Consider the following 20,496-nt stretch of genomic DNA (forward strand, 5'->3'; position numbering starts at 1 on the left):
AAAATACCCCCCATTTAGGGGGGATATTGTTAAAAAGTTCTTAAAACGGCACCGGTTTTCTCTTGTAAAGCATTAACAATATAAGCTATTGTATTATTAATTTCTTCATCACTCAAAGTCTTTTCCATTGAACTAAAGGTTAAAGAAAAAGCAATACTCTTTTTACCTGACCCTAACTTCTCCCCTTCATAAACATCGAAGATATCGATCTCTTTTAAAGTAGGAATGGCTAAACCTTCAATAACCTCCAGTAAAACCCCTGCCGGAATATCCCGTTCAACCACCAGAGCAATATCCCTCTTAACTTCAGGATAAGGCGAAAGGGGTGTAAATTTTTTATCTTGTTTTACAACAGTTTTTAGCACATCATAATTTAGCTCAAAAACAATAGGCGAGTTTTTAAATTCAAATTCTCTTTGGACAAGAGGATGAAGTTCACCAATAAAACCCACCTCAATGCTCTCTATATAAATCCGGGCAGCCTTTCCTGGATGGAGAAAAGGTAAGTCTTTTGCCGGTAAAAAGCTATAAAGTTTTATCCCTAAAGCTGTAAAAAAGCTTTCTAATAACCCTTTTACATAATAAAAATCATACTTTTGAGGTTTTCCAAACCAATTTCCAGGTTTATTCCCAAGAGCGATTCCACCAATAAATTTGGTTTCCAGCGGTAACTCCTCACTACTTTTTTCAAAGACATTACCAATTTCAAAAAGCATTAAATTTTCTTGCTGCCGGTTCTCATTCCTTTTAGCAACATCCAATAGGCCTGGAAGCAAAGTTTTTCGCATTACCGACTGTTCAATACTTAGAGGATTTAAGAGAACTACACTTTTTTCCAGTACCTCATCCACTGAAAGCCCAAGCTTTTTATAAGACTCTGGATTAATAAAACTATAAGTAATCACTTCCTGCAGTCCAAGGGCTGCTAAAAGATTTTTTACCTTATATTCAAGGTTATATTCCGGGGAGTATCCACTAGTGGTAAGGCCTACCGGCAAAGTATCAGGAAAATTATTATACCCAAGATAACGGGCAAATTCTTCATAAATATCAGCTTCTAATGCTATATCAGGGCGATAGCTTGGTACTTCAACCAACAGCTTATTATTACCCGGGATAACTTTGAAGCCTAACGACTCTAATATTTCTTCAGCTTTTACAAGGTTTAATGATATACCCAGAAACTTTTCCACTTTTTCAAGATTAACTGCAATAACCTTAGGCTCAAATTTTTTCGGGTAAACATCTTCGAACTTTCCTTGAATAGTTCCTCCTGTCAACTCGCAAATCATTTGCGCCGCTTTAACTAAAGCCCGCTTAACTCCTTCAATATCAACATTTTTCTCAAATCGCTGGGAAGCATCGGTCCGTAATCCTAGTTTTCTCGCTGTTTTCCTGACTGATACAGGGTTAAACCAGGCAGACTCTATTAAAATGGCCTTTGTTTCCAAATCCACTTCTGTATTTTGTCCGCCCATTATTCCCGCTATAGCAACTGGCTTCTCCCGGTCAGCAATAACCAGCATATCCGGCAATAATTCGCGACTTACACCATCTAAAGTAGTTATTTTTTCTCCGGGTTTTGCGTTTCGTACAATTATTTCAGGCCCACTTAGCTTTTCAAGGTCAAAAGCATGCAAAGGCTGTCCATACTCCAGTAATATGTAATTGGTAACATCCACAATATTATTAATAGGACGAATCCCTGATTTTCTAAGCTTTTGTTCAAGCCAAAGGGGGGAAGGCCCCACTTTAACATTAGTAAGAACAATCCCCATATAGCGATGACATAATTCTGGATTGGCAATCGTAATCTTCACCGGACATTCACTTTCGGACAAAGGTAACTCTGGCTCAAGCAATTTTAACCTATGTCCAGTTAAAGCAGCTACTTCCCGGGCAACCCCCAATACCGATAGACAATCCCCCCGGTTGGGGGTTAAATCGAGTTCCAGCAGATAATCATCAAGATCCAAAACTTTTGCGATATTCTCACCCACCGGTACTTCCCGTGGTAAAATCATTAAACCCGACTCGACCCCTTTTCTTTCTAAAAGCCCCAACTCTTCTGCCGAAAGCAGCATTCCCTGGGAAATAAATCCCCGAATTTTGCGCTCTTCAATTTTTATTCCATTTGGCAATACGGCCCCGGGTAGGGCAAAAGGATACTTCTCCCCAATAAAAGCATTTTTTGCCCCCGTAATAACTTCATAAATACCAGTTCCAGTTGAAACCTTTACTTTATAAAGTTCCGTTTCAGGAATAGCTTTTACTTCAAGAATTTCTCCTACTACAATTTTCTCAAGCTTTCCTAAATAAGTTACTTTTTCAACTGCTACCCCTACCGAAGTTAATTTATCTCCAAGCTCTTGGGCTGTAAAGGGTACTTCACAAAATTCTTGAATCCAGTTAAACGATATATTCACCGAGCCCACCTCCCTTAAAACAATTGCAAGAAACGAAGGTCGTTGTCATAAAAGAGCCTTAAATCATCAATTCCATACAAAAGCATAGCAATCCGCTCTAAACCCATACCAAAAGCAAATCCTGTAACCTGGCTACTATCATACCCGGCCATTTCCAAAACTCTGGGGTGAACCATCCCTGAGCCTAAAATTTCCAGCCAGCCAGAACCTTTGCAAACCTTACACCCGACGCCACCACACATTACACATGATATATCCACCTCAGCGCTAGGCTCCGTAAAGGGAAAATAACTTGGCCTTAGGCGCATTTTTGTTTTAGGCCCAAATAATTCTTTAATGAAAGTTAAAAGAACTCCCTTTAAATCGGAAAAACGAATATTTCTGTCCACCGCAAGTCCTTCACACTGGGCAAACATGGGCGAATGGGTGGCATCATCATCCCGGCGATATACTTTCCCAGGTGAAATTATCCTAATTGGCAATTTTGGCGCAAATTTCTCCATAACCCGTACCTGTACTGGAGAGGTATGAGTTCTTAAGAGTACTTCTTCCGTTATATAAAAAGAATCTTGCATATCCCGGGCGGGATGCTCCTTGGGTAAATTTAATGCTTCAAAATTATAATAATCTTTTTCAATTTCCGGTCCGGTAGCAACCGCAAAGCCCATCGAAGTAAAAATTTCCACGACCCGGTGTTGGACGACAGTTAACGGATGAAGTTTGCCTAAAGGTAAAGGAAAACCCGGTAAGGTAACATCAATCGCTTCCTGTTCAAGTTTTTTTGCCAAAGCTTTTTGGGCCAGCTCCTGTTCTTTTTTCTCCAAATCTTCCTCTATTAATTTTTTTACAGCATTTATTTTTTGTCCCACTTCCGGACGAATATCCGGTGGTAAATCTTTTAAACTTTTAAGCGCAAGGGTAACTTCTCCTTTTTTACCCAAAAATTTAACCTTTACCGTCTGTAATTCAGTTAAATTGGAGACTTTATTAACCTCATATAAATAAGATTGCCAAAGCTCCTCGGTATTCAAAATTCATCCCTCCCAGATAAAATTAAAAGCTTCCGCCCTTTTTAGGGACGAAAGCTATCGTTTCCGCGGTACCACCCTAATTAGCATAAAGCTCCCTCAGTCGAAAGGCAAACACCTTTCGTTCTTTTTAACGGAAGAATCCGTTACCGCCTACTTACCTTTTCAGCGGAAAGCTCACGGGCGAACTTCAACTGCTCTGCCATAAAAGGGCTTCCAGTCTTATGGCCCTTTCTCCCTGGATGGCAAAGACCTAGCCTACTTCTCCCGGTCATCGCCTTTAATGCCTGATTAACTTTTTATAAATAAGATACGCTGTCAAGGAACCGGTAGCCTCAAAAACACTCCACCAAAATTTTGCCAAATACTCCCCCATGCCACCCACCCCTTGTATTTTCTTGCTTAATTATAGCACAATTCAAAAAATACTACAAGTTAACTCTATTTTTTGCCCATTCATACATAATAATTCCGCCAGCTAAAGCAGCATTTAGAGATTCAATTGCCCCTGGCATGGGAATAAAAATCTTTTGATGAGGTAAACCCTCAAGAGTAGCACTAATACCTCGCCCTTCGCTACCGATGGCTAAGAAAAATTTTGTTGGAAACTTGTAATTAAAGACTTCCATTCCCCCTTCCGCTTCCGCTAATAATAGGGGGAACTTAGTTTTATGAAAAATCTCTATTAACTTGTTAGCCTCCATTCGTAAAACTGGAAGCTTTAGCGATGCACCAGCTGATGCCCTTATTACTTTTGGATTATAGACATCAACCGCCGGTGGAAGTAAAATTGCCCCCTTTAGCCCGAATCCCAGAGCTGCCCGGAGCAAATTTCCTGCATTCCCAGGGTCCTGTAAGCCATCAAGAATTAAAAAGGCGCCATCCTGTTCCCACGGAAATGTTAAAGATTTTGCTTCAACCACAGCAATAATTCCCTCTGGGGTTATTAAATCTGAAACTCCATTAAATAAACTGTCAGGTAAAATAATTATATTATTATACTTCTTATATTTCTTAAAAATAACATTTTTCTTCCAGTAACTCTCACTTACTACTAACTGCTCCACTGTCCAGTCACCATTAATTATTTCAAAAACAAGTTTTTCCCCTTCAACCACCAATAAACCTGTTTTACGCCGATAAGCTCCTTCATGATACAATTTTCTTAATTGCTTGTAGAAAGGATTTTCTTTGCTGGTTATTTTCTTAATCACCTATATCCCGCTCCAGCTTTTTAAAGTTTTCATTCCGTCCAATTAAAACTAAGATATCACCAGTCTGAAATTGCTCATCGGAAGAGGGAGATATTAACAACTGATTTCCCCGTTTAATGGCTAAAATGGTAAAGCCGTATTTGGCCCGAACATCAATTTCTTTAATAGTTTTTCCTAAATAGCGAGGCGGAATTGAAATTTCCAGGATAGAATACTCCTCGGATAGTTCAATAAATTCTAAAATGTTGTTAGCCACCATCTTATTGGCAACTTTAATCCCCATCTCTTTCTCAGGATAGATAACATGGTCAGCTCCCACTTTAGATAAAATTTTACCATGCAAATCGTTTTGAGCTTTGGCCCAGACTTTTTTAATCCCCATCTCTTTTAACATTAAAGTTATTAAGATACTATTTTGCATTTCCTGCCCAATAGCCACAACCACTTCATCACAGTTTCTAATACCTACAGCCTTTAAGGTATGCTCATCGGTGGCATCAGCACAGACCGCATGGGTTACATAATCTTTTATTTCTTCCACCCGTTCTTCACTGCTATCCACAGCTAACACTTCGTAGCCCAATTCACTTAAGGTTTTAGCAACGCTAGAGCCAAAGCGTCCAAGGCCAATAACCCCAAATTGTTTCGACTCCATAAAGATTCATCTCCTATCCAACCATAACCTTTTCTTCCGGTAAAGTAAATAAAGCTTTTTTCCGCCGCTGGGCTAAAGCAAAAGTAATGGTAAGAGGACCCAAACGTCCAAAAAACATCATTAAGATTATTAAAACCCTACCAAATTTTGATAGTTCAGGCGTCAGTCCCATCGATAGCCCTACAGTACCAAAAGCTGAAACAGTTTCAAACATATTCATTAAGATATTGTGTCCTTCGGTAAAAGTAAGTATAAAAGTAACAATGTTGATTAAAGCCAACGAAATCATAACAATAGCAATAGCTTTAAAAATTTGTTCTCGGGGTAAACGACGGTTATAAACTAATATCTCGTCACGCCCGAGAATGATATTTACCACGGCCAAAGTCAGAACAGCAAAGGTTGTGGTTTTAACACCACCTCCAGTAGAGCCTGGAGATGCCCCTATAAACATTAAAATAATGATGAAAAACTGGGTGGCAGGATGAAGGGAAGCAATGTCTAAGGTATTAAAACCTGCAGTTCTAGGAGTAACCGCTTGAAAAAAAGACGCTAAGAGTTTATGTCCTAAAGGTAGCGCTCCTAAAGTTTTACCATTACCATATTCCATTATAAAAATTACAACCGTCCCAACTAATAATAATATTCCGGTAGTAGTTAAGGTTATTTTGGTATGGATGGATAATCTTCCTTTTTTTCTATAATTAGAAAGTTCTGAAATAACATAAAATCCAATACCACCAGCAATGATCAAAAAGGCAATAGAAAGATTTATTAGAATATCTCCCACATAAGGAGTTAAGCTTTTAAAATTTCCTATTAAATCAAAACCCGCATTATTAAATGCCGAAATTGCATGGAATACACCAAACCACATACCGGTAAGAAATCCATAATCCTGTGAAAATCTCAAGCCTAAGATAACAGCGAATACTCCTTCAATACCAAAAGTAAATACAATAACTTGTTTTGTTAACTTAATTATCCCTTCTAAACTTGCCTGATTTAAGGCTTCTTGAATAACAATTCGTTCTCGTAAATTAATCCTGCGGCCTAAAATAATAGCAAAAAGCGTAGCTATAGTCATAAATCCAAGGCCGCCCACTTGAATTAAGAGCATAATGACAACTTGCCCAAAAAGCGACCAATAAGTCCCAGTATCCAGCACTACCAAACCCGTAACACATACCGCCGAAGTTGCAGTAAATAAAGCATCTAGAAAAGAAGTTACCGTTCCATCTTTAGAAGAAATTGGCAACATTAATAAAACTGTACCTAAAAGAATAACTCCTGCAAATCCCAAAACCAGGATTTGCGCAGGAGTTAATCGTCGTAAAATATTTTTTTCCTTTTTTGATTTTAGTACAAACACCGTCATCAAAACCCTCACTTAGAAATCAATCTTAATTCAAATTCTTCTTTGCAATTTCTACAAGCTCGGCAAAGGCATTTTTATCATTTACTGCTAAATCAGCAAGCATTTTCCTATTTATTTCTACCCCGGCTTTCTTTAAGCCATTCATCATCCGGCTGTAAGAAAGTCCATGCATTCTGGCTGCTGCATTAATCCTTGTAATCCAAAGCTTTCTAAATTCCCTTTTTCTGGCCTTTCTATCCCGATAAGCATACATTAAAGATTTCATTACCTGCTGTTTAGCAACCCGAAAAAGCTTACTTTTAGAACCAAAATATCCTTTTGCTAACTTTAATATTTTTTTATGACGCTTTCTTGAAACTACGCTACTTTTTGCTCTTGGCATAATAAAACCTCCTTATGCTTAATACGAAGTATCTTTAATACGGTAAAATCTTTTTAATAATTTTCATGTCCCCTTTACTTACCAGGGCTGACTTTCTAAGTCTTCTCTTTCTTTTAGCCTCTTTGTGACCTAACAGGTGACTATGAAAAGCATGAAAGCGCTTAACTTTGCCAGAGCCAGTTTTCTTAAACCGCTTGGCTGCTGCTTTTTTGGTTTTAATTTTGGGCATGGTGTTTCCTCCTCCTTATGACTTTGGTGCTAAAATCATAATCATATTTCTACCCTCAAGCTTGGCAGGGCGTTCAACCACCGCAATACTGCCAACCTCTTGGGACAATTTGTTTAGAAGTTCATAAGCAATTTCCGGATGCGCTAACTCCCGTCCGCGAAACATAACGGTAACTTTTACTTTATCTCCGTCTTCTAAAAAGCGGAGAACGTTTTTTAATTTTACTTTAAAATCATGCTCTTCAATTGACGGGCGTATCTTAATTTCTTTTACGTTAATAATTTTTTGTTTCTTTTTTGCTTCCTTTTCTTTTTTACTTTGTTGATAGCGATACTTGCCGTAATCCATAATTTTGCAAACCGGCGGCTTTGCAGTAGGTGCAATTTCCACTAAGTCAAGCTCCATTTCTTCGGCAAGTTTCAGGGCTTCTTTTAACGGCATTATACCAAGTTGAGTGCCATCTTCCTTTACTACCCGCACTTCTTTGGCCCTGATTTCTTCGTTAATCCGTAAATCTTTGGTAATAACTGTCCACCTCCAAATATATTTTCAAAATAAAAAGCGGGTTTCCACCCGCTTTATTCCATAAAATAATTTGAAAAGCACCAAAAGCCTTGCTTTTCATTATTAACCCAAAGCCTTAAACGGCTTTCAGGTGAGAAGCAGGTGGCTTCTACTTTGTTTTCTTTCCTCTGAAATGATAACACGGTTAATTTTTACTGTCAACTATCTTTTTATCCTGATCTCCTCCAGAAGCTCCTCAACAAATTCAGCAAAGGGCTTTTGGCCAAGATCGCCAACACCTCTTTTCCTGACCGCCACTAATCCTTGCTCGATTTCTTTATCACCCACAATTAAAAGATACGGTATTTTGTGCATTTGCCCTTCCCGAATTTTATAACCAATAGTTTCATTTCTGTCATCTAACTCAACCCTTACCCCTTGGGCAAAAAGTTTTTGGTATATATCCCGGGCATAAGCCTGATGCCGTTCAGCAACAGTGATTACTCTCACCTGTACCGGTGCCAACCAGGTAGGAAAGGCACCGGCATAATGTTCAATTAAGATACCGATAAATCTTTCAATACTACCAAACACCACCCGGTGAATCATTACCGGACGATGCTTCTGTCCATCTTCTCCAATATAGGTCAAGTCGAACTTTTCTGGCATCTGGAAATCAAGCTGGATAGTTCCGCACTGCCAAGTGCGTCCAATACAGTCTTTTAAGTGAAAATCTATTTTCGGACCGTAAAACGCTCCGTCCCCTTCATTGATTTTATAGGGTAACCCTTTGACTTCTAAAGCCTCTTTTAATGAATTAGTAGCTAATTCCCATAATTCGTCGCTACCCATGGAATTTTCCGGACGGGTGCTGAGTTCTACGTGATACTCAAACCCAAACAGACGGTAAAACTCATCTATTAAGTTAATAACCCCGATAATCTCATCTTTTACTTGCTCGGGCAGCATAAAGATGTGAGCATCATCCTGGGTAAAGCAGCGAACCCGCATTAAGCCATGAAGAACTCCCGACAACTCATGCCGATGAACCAATCCCAGTTCTGCAAGGCGAATGGGAAATTCCCGGTAACTATGAAGCTTAGTCTTATATACTAAAATACTTCCCGGACAGTTCATGGGCTTTATAGCATAATCCTGATCATCTATTTTAGTAAAATACATGTTTTCTTTATAATGAGCCCAGTGACCACTTCTTTCCCACAATTCCCGGTTTAAGATTATTGGAGTTTTTATTTCCTGGTAACCGGCAAGGCGATGTTTTTCCCGCCAGAAATTTTCCAGTTCGTTTCGGATAACCATCCCCTTGGGGTGGAAAAAGGGAAAGCCAGGGCCTTCTTCCTGAAGGCTAAACAGATCTAATTCTTGCCCAATTTTCCGGTGATCCCGTCTTTTCGCCTCTTCTAAGAAGTTTAAGTAGTCAGTAAGCATGCTTTTTTTTGGGAACGAAACACCGTAGATCCGCTGCAGCATTTTATTTTTTTCATTACCCCGCCAGTAAGCTCCGGCTATGCTTAAAAGCTTAAAGGCTTTAAGATATCCGGTTGAAGGCACATGCGGCCCGGCACAGAGGTCAACAAACTCCCCCTGCCGATAAAAAGATATTTCCACGCTTTCCGGTAAATCTTTAATTAACTCAACTTTATAAATTTCGCCTTTCTCTTCAAAATACTTTAGGGCTTCATCCCGGGATAGAACAAAGCGCTCTATGGGCAAGTCTTCTTTTACGATCTTTTCCATTTCAGCTTCAATTTTTACTAAATCTTCCGTAGAAAAGCTTTCCTCCGGGTCAAAATCGTAATAAAATCCATCCTTAATAGCAGGACCAATCGCAAGTTTGGTATTAGGAAAAAGCCTTTTCACCGCTTGCGCCATAAGGTGAGCGGAACTATGGCGGAAAACATCTTTTCCTTCTTCATCTTCAAAAGTATATAGACGAAAATCCCCGTTTTCAGTTACCTTTTGGTTTAAATCTATTAACTTTCCGTTTATTGATGCACAAAGAGCTTCTTTAGCAAGTCTTGGACTTAGAGCTTTTGCAACTTCAAGGGCCGTAGTACCGAAAGGAAACTCTCTAACCTCATTATTGGGAAAACGTAATTCTAACATACCTTTTTCCTCCTATCTATTAACAAAAATATTCAACATTACCTGCATGACTCCAATAACCACTCCGATAACGCCACCAAAAATTTCGATATACGAAAGTTCCGTTTTCATTAAAGAAGTTAATATTTTTTCTAAGGTCTTTAAATCAAACTGCAAAACTTTTTCTTCCACTAGTTTCCCAATTTTAACCTTATTTTGCAAATCCGTTTCTAAAGATAAAGTTATTTTATTTACTACCGAAGGCAGTTCATTTTTTAAGTAGTTTAAAAGCGTTTTAATTACAATTTGCCGTAGATAATCCGGCAATACAGGAAAAAGGGTGCTTAACTTTTCTTTTATCGCCAATAAAATTTTTTCGGCAAATAATTGTTTATTTTCTTCAGAAGTTAAAAGGCTTATAACATCTTTTTGGGACAACAGTTGCTTTTCTACCAATTCACCCAATGCCTTAGCAATTTCCCGGTGGCGTTTGGGGATTACTCCTTGAAAAGTCAGTAAACCTATTTTAACTGGCTGATATGGTCGAAAAAGCATTACAATAGCTAAGTAATTTGTAAGCCAACCAATAAAACCGCCGATTAAAGGTGGAAGGATGATCTCCGATAATTTCACGATAATTCTCTTATACCTCCTCAATTATTTAAAATATAGCAAATTATTCTTGTAAAAGCAATAAAAAAGGGTGTGAGGACGATAATCTCTTCCTTGCTCCAGCAAGACAAAAGACCTTCGTGGCCTTCAAACCCCCATTTTAATATTCTCTTTGCCCTTTTGGCAGTAAGGCACTTTTTTTTATCCCTATGGCAGCATCCCTTCTCATTCCGGACAAAAGGTCCTTGGAATTAAAAATAAAAAGCCATTAAGGATACTGCTTTTGCAGTACTACCTTTATGGCTTAACTTTCCTTTACTTATTAGCTTTTGATGCCGTTTGGTCTTTAATAACTTATTTTTTGTTTCTTTTTGTTTACTTCTGATTTAACTTTCTCTTAAGGCCAGCTTCAAAGCTGCAACCCTTTCCGCCATCAACTTTAACATCTCCTGTTTGTTTATTTTGTTCCGGGTGTATTCTTCCACTAAAGCAACTAAGGCACTACCCACTATAATCCCGTCACAATGGGGAGCCGCCAGCATTGCCTGCTCCGGTGTCGAGATGCCGAACCCCAAACACACCGGCAACTTGGTTGCCGCTTGCACCCGCTCAAGAAGAGGAATAACCTCTACCGGAAGGTTATCCCGGGCCCCAGTAACCCCTGTTACGGACACACAATAAATAAATCCTGAAGCTTGACTCACAATCTTTTCAAGCCGCTTTTGCCCGGTGGTGGGAGCCACCAAAGGAATTAAGTCAAGGCCGTATCCCGCAGCCGCCGCCCTTATTTCTTCCCCTTCTTCTGCCGGAAGGTCGGGAATTATAAGGCCGTCAGCTCCAGCCCCTGCTGCCCGCCGCAAAAACTCGTCTATCCCTATTTGGAAAATTGGATTGAGGTAGGACATAATGACCAGCGGCAAAGATAGATCCTTGCGGGCAGCAGCTATCAGTGCCAGTACTTCCTCCGGACCGCTATCGGCGGCCAGAGCCCGTTGCCCGGCCTTTTGAATCACCGGCCCATCGGCTAAAGGATCCGAAAAGGGTAAACCAACTTCAATAAGGTCAGCTCCGGACGCCGCCAGGGTTTTGATAATTTCAAGAGAAAGAGAAAGGTCTGGATCTCCTCCCATAGTATAAGTAATAAGTGCCTTCTCTCCCCGAATGCGCTTTTCTGAAAACATTGGACCAATCCTACTCACCCAGCGTCACCCCCAATTCCCGGGCAACGGTGTAGACATCTTTGTCGCCCCGGCCGGAAAGGTTAATGACTACGATTTCATCCGGCCGCATCTCCCGGGCTAGCTTTACTCCTTTGGCCACAGCATGGGCGCTTTCTAGAGCTGGCAGGATACCTTCCGTATACGCCAAAAGCTTAAAAGCATCTAAAGCTTCTTCGTCAGTTACTGCTGTATATTCCACCCTGCCAATATCTTTAAGATAAGCATGTTCCGGTCCTACCCCGGGGTAGTCCAAACCTGCCGAAATGGAGTGAGCCTCTACAATCTGGCCTCGATCATCCTGTAAAACATAAGACTTAGCTCCGTGTAAAACTCCCACCTTTCCCCGGCTTAAAGTAGCAGCATGCCGACCGCTTTCCAGCCCTAATCCTGCTGCCTCTACCCCGATTAACCGCACATCATCTTCGAGAAAAGGATAAAACATTCCTATGGCATTACTTCCCCCACCAACACACGCTACAATTAAGTCAGGGAGTTTTCCTTCCTGAGCTAAGATTTGTGCTTTGGTTTCCTCCCCGATCACCTTTTGAAAATCCCGAACAATGGTCGGATAGGGATGGGGACCACCTACAGAACCAAGGACATAGTAAGTATCCCGGACATGAGTAACCCAGTAGCGAATGGCCTCATTCATAGCATCTTTAAGAGTACGGCTACCCGAAGTTACACTTTCCACTTGTGCACCTAGAAGGCGCATGCGGTACACATTTAATTCCTGCCGGCGGACATCTTCTTCCCCCATAAAAACAGTACACTCCATCCCAAATCTAGCCGCCGCCGTAGCCGTGGCCACCCCATGCTGCCCGGCACCTGTTTCCGCCACCACCTTTCTTTTGCCCATGCGCCTGGCAAGAAGGACCTGACCGATAGTATTGTTAATCTTGTGGGCCCCGGTATGGGTTAGATCCTCCCGTTTCAGATAAATTTTAGCCCCACCGGCATAACGGGTCAAACCCTCCGCATAATAGAGGGGTGTAGGGCGGCCGGCATACTGTTGCAGGTAATAATTCAATTCCGCATGGAAAGAGGGGTCTTTTTTAGCTTCCCCGTAGAAAGCTGTTAGTTCTTCTAACGCTATCATTAACGTTTCAGGGACAAATTGTCCACCGTAGGGTCCAAAATACCCCCTGGGATCTGGCAGCTTATAACTAATTAACTTCATTCTCCCACCTCCTGACTGACTGGATAAATGCTTCAATCCGGGCGTAATCTTTGATTCCCGGCGCCGTTTCCACACCGCTGGAAACATCCACACCGTAAGGCTTAACAATCCGCAAAGCTTCTCCAACATTATCCGGATTAAGACCACCGGCTAAAAGCCAAGGCTTTTTTATTTTGAGCTCTTTCAGTAGCCGCCAGTTAAAGGTCCGGCCGCTTCCGCCAAACACACCACCAAAAGCCGTATCAAAAAGAAAAGCCTGAACATACGCCTCGTAAGTTGCTATCCTATCTTGCAGTTCTACCGCATCACCATCCACCGGTACAGGTATACTTTTTATAATCTTGGCGGGGATTTTTTGCGCAAGTTTAGCACAATATTCAGGACTTTCCGCTCCGTGAAGCTGGATTACATCTAAATTGCAGTACGCTGCGATTTGGGCTACCTCTTCGACATCCATATCGGCCACTACTCCCACTGCCGAGACAAAAGGGGGAAGAACAGCTTTTATTTCCCTGGCCACATCGGGCTCAACCTGACGCTTGCTATGAGCAAAGACAAAACCTACAGCATCCGCTCCAGCCCGGGAAACTTCAAGAGCTGTTTTTTTATCCCTAATCCCACAAATCTTCACCCGTACCCTCATGCCAGCAACACCTCTAATGCTTGCCCGGGATCGGAAGCCTTTACTAAGGTCTCGCCAATTAATACCCCGTGATAACCAGCTACCATTAAAGCTTTTATTTCCTCCTTGTTTTTAATGCCACTTTCACTCACCATCACCACCCCCGCCTCTTTTAAAAAGGAAGCAAGTTCTAACGATACATTAATATCAGTAACAAAGGTGCGTAAGTCACGGTTATTTATTCCAATAAGCCGTGCCCCTGCCGCTAAAGCTTTCTCGGCCTCCGTCAAATTATGGGCTTCAACCAGCGCCTCCAGTCCTAGGCTCTCGGTTATATTTATCATTTCTTTTATTTCCTCTTTTTCCAAAAGAGCAGCTATCAGAAGAACAGCATCTGCTCCCAATACCTTAGCTTCATAAATTTGATAAGGGTCTATTATAAAATCTTTGCGAAGAAGCGGGAGGGAGACCACCGTCCTTACCGCTCGAAGATGATCCGGTGAGCCCAAAAAATAATCCTCCTCCGTTAAAACCGAAATAGCCACCGCCCCGCTTTTTGCATATCCTCGGGCTATCGCCACCGGATCAAACTGTTCGCGGAGCAAACCTTTAGAAGGAGACGCTTTTTTTATCTCCGCAATAATCCCCACCTTCCTTTTTGCTTTTTCTGTAAGTAAAGCTTGACTAAGGGAAAGGGGTAAACGGTGGCTAACCTGTTCTTCCGCCATCTTCCGCATTTCCCCAAAAGGAATTTTCTTTTGGGCTTTTATAACCTTTTCCCGACGGACATTGACAATTTTTTCGAGGAACATCACCCTGCCTCCTTGATTTCATGACTTAGACGGCGCAATTTTTCCAACTTCTCTGCTGCCAACCCTTGATCAATACTTTCCCGGGCCATTAAAAGTGCTTCCCGAAAATCGTTTACACCCCCGGCCATAATACCAAAAGCAGCATTTAAGAGAACTACCTCCCGTAATGGTCCAGGTTTCCCCCTTAAAACCTCCTGCAATAACCGGGCATTTTCGAAAGCATCTCCCCCTTGCAAATCCCTTAGGCTACAGTAAGAAAAGCCATAAGATAGCGGGTCAAAAGTGTAACTTTTTATTTCGCCCCGATTTAACTCGAAAACCCTTGTCGGGCCGGTAAGAGATACCTCATCCAATCCTCCGGAACCGTAAACCACAAAAGCCCGTTCCACGCCCAATCGATTTAAAACCCTTGCTAAAATTTCCTGGAGCTCGGGACTAAAAACCCCCAATACCTGGCCACGAGCATAAGCTGGGTTTGCCAGAGGTCCCAAAATATTAAAGACCGTACGAATACCTATCTCCCGCCGGGGTTTAGCCACATGACGCATAGCTGGATGCAAGTTTGGAGCAAAGAGAAATCCAATTCCTACTTCATCCACACAGCGCGCCGCACCTTTAGCATCCAAATCAATGTTCACCCCAAGAGCTTCTAAGACATCGGCACTACCACTACGGCTAGAAACACTCCGATTTCCATGTTTTGCTACAGGAATTCCGGCGCCAGCAATGACAAAAGCTGCAGCGGTAGAAATATTAAAAGTGTGCTGGCCATCTCCACCGGTTCCGCAGGTATCCACTAGCCCTTCGGTACGAGTAAGTACGCGGCTTGCTTTTTCTCGCATCGCAAGTGCAAAAGCGGCAATCTCCTCCTCCGTTTCCCCTTTCATTTTTAAAGCCACCAAAAAAGCTCCTATCTGAGACTCAGTCCACTTTCCTTCCATGATAGCTTCCATAGCCTCACGCGCTTCAGCAAAATTTAAGTTCTCCCCCATGGTCACTTTTTCCAAAACTTCCCTCATCTAAACTCGCCTCCTCTTTTCTTACCTTGGCTTAATACGCCAGGAAATTACGCAAAAGCTCTTTACCATACTCGGTCATTATCGATTCCGGGTGAAACTGTACTCCTTCCACCGGCCAATAACGGTGGCGGATACCCATAATTGTTCCATCCTCAGTAGTAGCAGTAATTAAAAGTTCTTTGGGTAAACTATCTTTTTTTACTACTAACGAGTGATAACGGGTAGCCCGAAAAGGACTGGGTAGTCCCTTATATACTCCCTGGCCGTCATGGTATATTAGGGAGGTCTTACCGTGCACTGGAATTTTGCCCCGCACCACCTCTCCACCAAACGCCTGACCTATCACCTGGTGCCCCAAACAAACCCCTAAAATAGGTTTTTTCCCGGCAAATAGGCCTACCACCTCTAAAGAAATTCCCGCTTCGTTGGGAGTACAAGGGCCAGGGGAAATAATTATATGGGTAGGATTCATTTCCCTAATCTCCGAGAGGGTTAGGCTATCATTACGCCGGACTTCCACTTGGCGCCCCAGCTCACCCAAATACTGGACAAGGTTGTACGTAAAAGAATCATAATTATCAATCAGCAAAATCATCCTTCTCCCCTCCTCGGTTGCTGACAAATTCTGCCTCTCCTGTTACTGCCTGGACCATGGCTCGAATCTTATTTATTGTTTCCTGGTATTCCCTGGCCGGATCCGAATCCCAAACAATTCCCGCACCAGCTTGAAAATAAACCATTTCATCTTTCACCCAAAGGGTACGGATGGTAATGCAAGTGTCCATTTCCCCGGTACAGCTTATATACCCCACCGCCCCCGCATATGGCCCGCGGGGTTCTGGTTCCAACTCATCGATAATCTCCATAGCCCTTATTTTGGGCGCCCCAGAAACGGTACCGGCGGGAAAAACCGCTTTTAAGACGTCAATAGGACTGAACTTTGCTTCCACCTCCCCTTGCACGGTAGAAACAATGTGCATCACATGGGAAAAATCCTCCACCTTAAAAAACTCAGTTACCTTTACGCTTCCAGGTCGACACACTCTCCCCAGGTCATTTCGTCCTAAATCCACCAGCATTAAATGTTCCGCCCGTTCTTTCTCATCAGCCAAAAGCTCCCGGGAAAGACGTAAATCCTCCTCCGGCCGACCTGTCCTGGGTCTGGTCCCAGCAATTGGCCTGGTCTCTACCTTCCCCCCCTGCAGGCGTACCAGCATTTCCGGTGAAGCCCCGATAAGTTTTAGCTCCTCAAAATCTAAATAGAACATGTAAGGAGAAGGGTTAACCCGCCTCAAACGCCGGTAAATATTAAAAGGTTTCTCCCGACAGGGAAAAGAAAAGCGCTGGGAAAGAACTACCTGAAAAATATCCCCGGTTTTAATATACTCCTTGGCCCTTTCCACCATAGAGCAAAAATCCCTCTTGCTTATAGTCGCCTCACAAACGCTTTTTTCCGGTTTAACTGCCATATTCAACGTTTCAGAAGTTTTTAATTGGTTTAGCTTACTGATAATCTCTTTTATTAAATCCTTTGCTCGCGCATAAGCTGTTTTTTCACCTACTTTTTGGGGAAGAGTGTTTATCACCACTTTTAGGGTGTGATATCGATGGTCAAAAATCAAAACTTTTTCGGGAACCATTAAGCGAAAAAGCACATCGTCCTTTCGAGCATGACGGCGACTTCGTAGATTCTCCAACTTATATATCAAATCATAATTAAAATAACCCACTGCCCCACCGTAAAAAGGTAAATCTAAAACTGGTGGACCTTTTAATTCTGAGAGCAGCATTGAGATAACCTCCAACTCCCGACCGGCTACCACTTTTAACGGTTCAAAGCCAATAAACGAAAAACGGGCCATTTTTCCATTTCCAGCAGCGCTTTCAAGCAAAAAGGAAATCCCCCTATCTAAAGCTAAATGTTGATATAAGGTAATTGGAGTAAAGGTATCGGCTAAAAGCTCTACCATTACCGGCACTACTTGATATTGTTTGGCATAAGCGCAATACTCTTCCCAATTAGGGGTAAAAGCTAACTCAGAAAAAACTTTGCTCACCTCGTCTTTCCTCCTCTCTTTTCCTCGACTATCCTACTACCATTACTCCTACAGTTTTTTCCCGGTTACTTGTACCCAAGGTTTTAATTCCAGCATCAATTGCTCAAATTCTTCAAAATTTAAAGACTGCTTTCCATCACTTAATGCCGTCTCAGGCCTAGGATGAATCTCTATAAGGAGTCCATCCGCTCCTGCTGCAACAGCCGCTTTAGCTAAAGATGGGATAATATCGCGACGGCCGACAGCATGGCTGGGATCTGCTATTACCGGATATGGGGTAAGCTTCTTTAAAAGTGGGATAGCACTGATATCGAGTGTATTTCGCGTCATCGTTTCAAAAGTTCTTATACCCCGTTCGCAAAGAATTATCTGTCTGTTCCCACCTGCTTCCAGATAAGCAACCGCCCCCAGCCATTCTTCAATGGTTGCAGCCAATCCTCTTTTTAGAAGTACCGGTTTATCAACTTTTGCTAAAAGTTTTAATAAAGCAAAGTTTTGCATATTGCGGCTACCTACCTGTAAGATATCAGCCACCGGTAAAGCCTTATTAAGGGAATCCTCATCAAGAACTTCCGTTACCACTAAAAGCCCTGTTTCGGCTTTGGCTAAAGCAAGATACTTTAAGGCTTCTTCCCCAAGCCCCTGGAAACTTTCCGGACGGGTTCTTGGCTTAAAAGCTCCTCCCCTTAAGCCAACAGCCCCCAGGGCTTTAGCAACCTTTGCTGCCAGCATTATTTGCTCTAAATTTTCCACCGCACAAGGCCCGGCAAAAACTAAAAACCTGTTACTTCTAATCAGGTCATCCCATATATTCAACCTGACCCCTCCTTAAAACCCATTTCACACTTAAAAATACCTGAGTAAACAAAAAACCAGCACTAAACTGAGTGCTGGTTTATCACCTAAATCTCCTCTAACCTGCCCTCAGCTCAGCTCTTCTCTCTCAACTCATCTCGTCTTTAAAATATTTTTTAAAATATTTTATTGGTTAAAAGTTTACCCTACCTGTTAATTTAAGTCAATATTTTTCTTACCCCTTTAGCATCTAAAAGCTTCACATCTTTCACAGATCTCTAACCTTTCGGCAAAAATATCCTTAATTGGCTTAAGATTAAAATTTAACGATACGTCATGCCAGTGTATAATAATCTTTTCTGGAGCTAAAGATATTAATGCGCTTATTAATAAATCCTCTGGAAAAATTTTATTACGCTGGGTTAATAAATATTCCACAAATTCATCTTCTACTTTTTTTAGTTGGTCGTCAAGAATTACCAAGTATTCATTTAACCAAAAAACTTGAACAATTTTCCTTTTGACCGGCTGGAGCTCAAGGAAATATTTTACTATTTTAATAAATTCCTGATATTCTTTTTCTAAAATTTGTTCCTCCACAGCCCGGTCAATACTGTCGTAAATTTCGTTAACCTCTCTTTGTAAACGAAACAATATAAAACCATCAAGATTTATGACCTGACTTTCATGTAAAAAATCATCAACTTTTTGCCTTATTTCCTTTTCTCTATCAATATTCAAAAACTTTAATGCTTTGTTTTTTATATTTTCTATCTCATTACTGTCAAAGTAGGGGTATTCATACCTTAATACCTCAACCAAAATATCTTTTTCCCAAAAATCCACATAAACTTTAGTTAAAACCTTACTTACTTTTTTTAAGAAACTTTCCTTTGTAAAAGATAATGAATTTATCTTAATAATATTTAAAGCCAGGAATTGAAAATTCCCGGCTTGAAATTTGTCCATTACCAGCAGACCGTTTTCTATTTCCTCGGCCAACTGCAAATTAAACAAAGTTTCAATTTCTCGTCCATAACGACTGGTTCCAACAATAATTTCGGACATATCAATCACCTCTTCTAATGGTATTATATGAGTACGCAAACTAGTGTATACACTAGAAATGGTGGCGAATTTACCAGAAAAAAACAAAAAAACCGGCTATTGCCGGTCTTCAAACTTTATAATCTGGTGGGCGGGACAGGGATCGAACCTGTGACCTTCTGCGCGTCAACCTTATTGCATACTATGTCATCCGGTGGATTGTTCGCCCAGCTTCATAATCTGCTTTTGACTAACGCTACAGCTTTTTCGATCTATCGCCTTACTTTTTCTGCCCTGGGCATATCCGGCCGTTTCAGCCACTTTTCCAGGGCTTCTGCTGGGATTATGATTCGTCCTTTGCCATAGCCCCCGGCCAATCTTTTATAAGGTAGCGTTCCGTTTTCAACTGCCCGGTAAACTATAGAAAGCGAAACGTCTAACATCTTCGCAACCTCTTCGACGGTATAAGCCAATCGCTGGGGTTCCATCTCCTATTCACCTTACTTCCCGGTCCCGCCCCGATTCCCGCCAGTGGTGTGACCTAATTCCTTAACCCTGTTTTTGCAGGTTTTTCCTTCTTTATGTCGAAAGCAGCAACGTCACCATATTCATTTTTGGTAGAGGCGGGCCACAAAGAGGCCTAAATGGATTTTAAAAATGGCTTTGAAAAAGCTACTTTTGATTTCATGCAGTTTTCTTAATTCCTCTGTTCTTCCAAGGCAGCTACCGCTCACACGTTCCCCAACTCGCTCATGTATTGTGCACAATCTTCGCAAATCCAAGTTCTATCGTCCAACAGCAGTATTGCTCCCTTCTCACCGCAAACAATACAATAATTCCGAGAATTTATTATGTCTTGCAAAAAACGAGGCAGAAAACGAGTTAAGCTAAAAATTAACACTTTTAGCTTAATCACCACTCACCTCCTTACCCCGCTTTGGTCTGAGGGGTGTTTGGCTTCACTTTGAAGCTTTAGTAGGTAAAAAAGTTCTTCTACATTCTCATCTAAAACTTCCGCAATCTTTTTAGTCAAGCCAAAAGTTGGATATCGTATACCTTTTTCAATAAAGCTGTAAAGGCTTCTCGAAATACTTACCAATTCGCTTACTTGTTTTTGAGTAAACCCTTTGTTTTTTCTGGCCTCTGCTAATCTATCTCTCATATAACCATCCCCTTTGCTTCGATTTGAAGCTCGTTTGATTTTATTATA

The 20,496-nt window shown here is 41.5% G+C and carries 21 protein-coding genes and 2 other annotated features; all 21 genes read right to left on the bottom strand.

All coding sequences use genetic code 11. The features are described from left to right. Positions 1-29: 29 nt before the first annotated feature. The 21 genes from pheT to cpu_RS06025 all read right to left on the bottom strand — a co-directional run bounded on the left by pheT (position 30) and on the right by cpu_RS06025 (position 20,448). On the bottom strand, positions 30-2,426 hold the full coding sequence (gene pheT, locus cpu_RS05920; protein ID WP_075859120.1) for a phenylalanine--tRNA ligase subunit beta: 2,397 nt from the start codon (positions 2,424-2,426) through the stop codon (positions 30-32). A gap of 14 nt (positions 2,427-2,440) precedes the next feature. Further along, entirely contained in the window at positions 2,441-3,457 is a 1,017-nt protein-coding gene (pheS, locus tag cpu_RS05925; RefSeq protein ID WP_234970200.1) for a phenylalanine--tRNA ligase subunit alpha, read from the bottom strand. Between the two features lie 40 nt (positions 3,458-3,497). Then, positions 3,498-3,738, bottom strand: a binding site (T-box leader). Positions 3,739-3,882: 144 nt separating this feature from the next. Continuing rightward, positions 3,883-4,668: a TrmH family RNA methyltransferase gene (locus cpu_RS05930; RefSeq protein WP_075859122.1), complete on the bottom strand. Its 786-nt coding sequence runs from the start codon at positions 4,666-4,668 to the stop codon at positions 3,883-3,885. Then, entirely contained in the window at positions 4,661-5,323 is a 663-nt protein-coding gene (locus tag cpu_RS05935) for a potassium channel family protein (RefSeq protein ID WP_075859123.1), read from the bottom strand. The genes cpu_RS05930 and cpu_RS05935 overlap by 8 nt, the downstream gene beginning before the upstream one ends. 13 nt (positions 5,324-5,336) lie before the next feature. After that, entirely contained in the window at positions 5,337-6,701 is a 1,365-nt protein-coding gene (locus cpu_RS05940) for a TrkH family potassium uptake protein (RefSeq protein WP_075859124.1), read from the bottom strand. A 25-nt stretch (positions 6,702-6,726) separates the two neighbouring features. After that, positions 6,727-7,083 carry a 50S ribosomal protein L20 gene (rplT, locus tag cpu_RS05945; RefSeq protein ID WP_075859125.1) on the bottom strand — a complete coding sequence of 119 codons (357 nt, stop codon included), beginning with the start codon at positions 7,081-7,083 and terminating at the stop codon, positions 6,727-6,729. Between the two features lie 34 nt (positions 7,084-7,117). After that, positions 7,118-7,312 carry a 50S ribosomal protein L35 gene (rpmI, locus tag cpu_RS05950; RefSeq protein WP_075859126.1) on the bottom strand — a complete coding sequence of 65 codons (195 nt, stop codon included), beginning with the start codon at positions 7,310-7,312 and terminating at the stop codon, positions 7,118-7,120. Positions 7,313-7,327: 15 nt separating this feature from the next. Then, positions 7,328-7,837 carry a translation initiation factor IF-3 gene (infC, locus tag cpu_RS05955; RefSeq protein ID WP_200800651.1) on the bottom strand — a complete coding sequence of 170 codons (510 nt, stop codon included), beginning with the start codon at positions 7,835-7,837 and terminating at the stop codon, positions 7,328-7,330. 22 nt (positions 7,838-7,859) lie between these two features. Then, positions 7,860-7,997, bottom strand: a sequence feature (ribosomal protein L20 leader region). 41 nt (positions 7,998-8,038) lie between these two features. After that, on the bottom strand, positions 8,039-9,943 hold the full coding sequence (thrS, locus tag cpu_RS05960; protein WP_075859128.1) for a threonine--tRNA ligase: 1,905 nt from the start codon (positions 9,941-9,943) through the stop codon (positions 8,039-8,041). 12 nt (positions 9,944-9,955) lie between these two features. After that, positions 9,956-10,555: a DUF445 domain-containing protein gene (locus cpu_RS05965; protein WP_075859129.1), complete on the bottom strand. Its 600-nt coding sequence runs from the start codon at positions 10,553-10,555 to the stop codon at positions 9,956-9,958. Positions 10,556-10,920: 365 nt separating this feature from the next. Further along, positions 10,921-11,733, bottom strand: coding sequence for a tryptophan synthase subunit alpha (gene trpA / locus cpu_RS05970; protein WP_077177196.1), 813 nt, complete (start codon positions 11,731-11,733; stop codon positions 10,921-10,923). Continuing rightward, positions 11,726-12,934 (bottom strand): tryptophan synthase subunit beta, encoded by a 1,209-nt coding sequence (gene trpB, locus cpu_RS05975; RefSeq protein WP_075859130.1) that lies wholly within the window; start codon positions 12,932-12,934, stop codon positions 11,726-11,728. The genes trpA and trpB overlap by 8 nt, the downstream gene beginning before the upstream one ends. After that, complete coding sequence (locus cpu_RS05980; RefSeq protein ID WP_075859131.1) at positions 12,921-13,577, bottom strand: phosphoribosylanthranilate isomerase; 657 nt, start codon at positions 13,575-13,577, stop codon at positions 12,921-12,923. The genes trpB and cpu_RS05980 overlap by 14 nt, the downstream gene beginning before the upstream one ends. Next, entirely contained in the window at positions 13,574-14,368 is a 795-nt protein-coding gene (gene trpC, locus cpu_RS05985; RefSeq protein ID WP_075859132.1) for an indole-3-glycerol phosphate synthase TrpC, read from the bottom strand. The genes cpu_RS05980 and trpC overlap by 4 nt, the downstream gene beginning before the upstream one ends. Then, positions 14,368-15,387, bottom strand: a complete 1,020-nt coding sequence (gene trpD / locus cpu_RS05990; RefSeq protein ID WP_075859133.1) for an anthranilate phosphoribosyltransferase — start codon at positions 15,385-15,387, stop codon at positions 14,368-14,370. Before trpD ends, trpC begins: the two co-directional genes overlap by 1 nt. 31 nt (positions 15,388-15,418) lie before the next feature. Beyond that, complete coding sequence (locus cpu_RS05995; RefSeq protein ID WP_075859134.1) at positions 15,419-15,982, bottom strand: anthranilate synthase component II; 564 nt, start codon at positions 15,980-15,982, stop codon at positions 15,419-15,421. Then, the gene (gene trpE, locus cpu_RS06000) at positions 15,966-17,444 is read right to left on the bottom strand and encodes an anthranilate synthase component I (RefSeq protein ID WP_075859135.1); all 1,479 of its coding nucleotides are present in this window, start codon (positions 17,442-17,444) and stop codon (positions 15,966-15,968) included. Before trpE ends, cpu_RS05995 begins: the two co-directional genes overlap by 17 nt. 48 nt (positions 17,445-17,492) lie before the next feature. Continuing rightward, complete coding sequence (aroF, locus tag cpu_RS06005) at positions 17,493-18,260, bottom strand: 3-deoxy-7-phosphoheptulonate synthase (protein ID WP_075859136.1); 768 nt, start codon at positions 18,258-18,260, stop codon at positions 17,493-17,495. 222 nt (positions 18,261-18,482) lie between these two features. Continuing rightward, on the bottom strand, positions 18,483-19,307 hold the full coding sequence (gene ytxC / locus cpu_RS06010) for a sporulation protein YtxC (RefSeq protein WP_075859137.1): 825 nt from the start codon (positions 19,305-19,307) through the stop codon (positions 18,483-18,485). Positions 19,308-19,558: 251 nt separating this feature from the next. Then, positions 19,559-19,774: a helix-turn-helix domain-containing protein gene (locus cpu_RS06015; protein WP_075859138.1), complete on the bottom strand. Its 216-nt coding sequence runs from the start codon at positions 19,772-19,774 to the stop codon at positions 19,559-19,561. 431 nt (positions 19,775-20,205) lie between these two features. Further along, positions 20,206-20,448, bottom strand: coding sequence for a helix-turn-helix transcriptional regulator (locus cpu_RS06025; protein WP_075859140.1), 243 nt, complete (start codon positions 20,446-20,448; stop codon positions 20,206-20,208). Positions 20,449-20,496: the final 48 nt, after the last annotated feature.

Source organism: Carboxydothermus pertinax (assembly GCF_001950255.1).
In the GTDB taxonomy this organism is placed as follows: domain Bacteria; phylum Bacillota; class Z-2901; order Carboxydothermales; family Carboxydothermaceae; genus Carboxydothermus; species Carboxydothermus pertinax.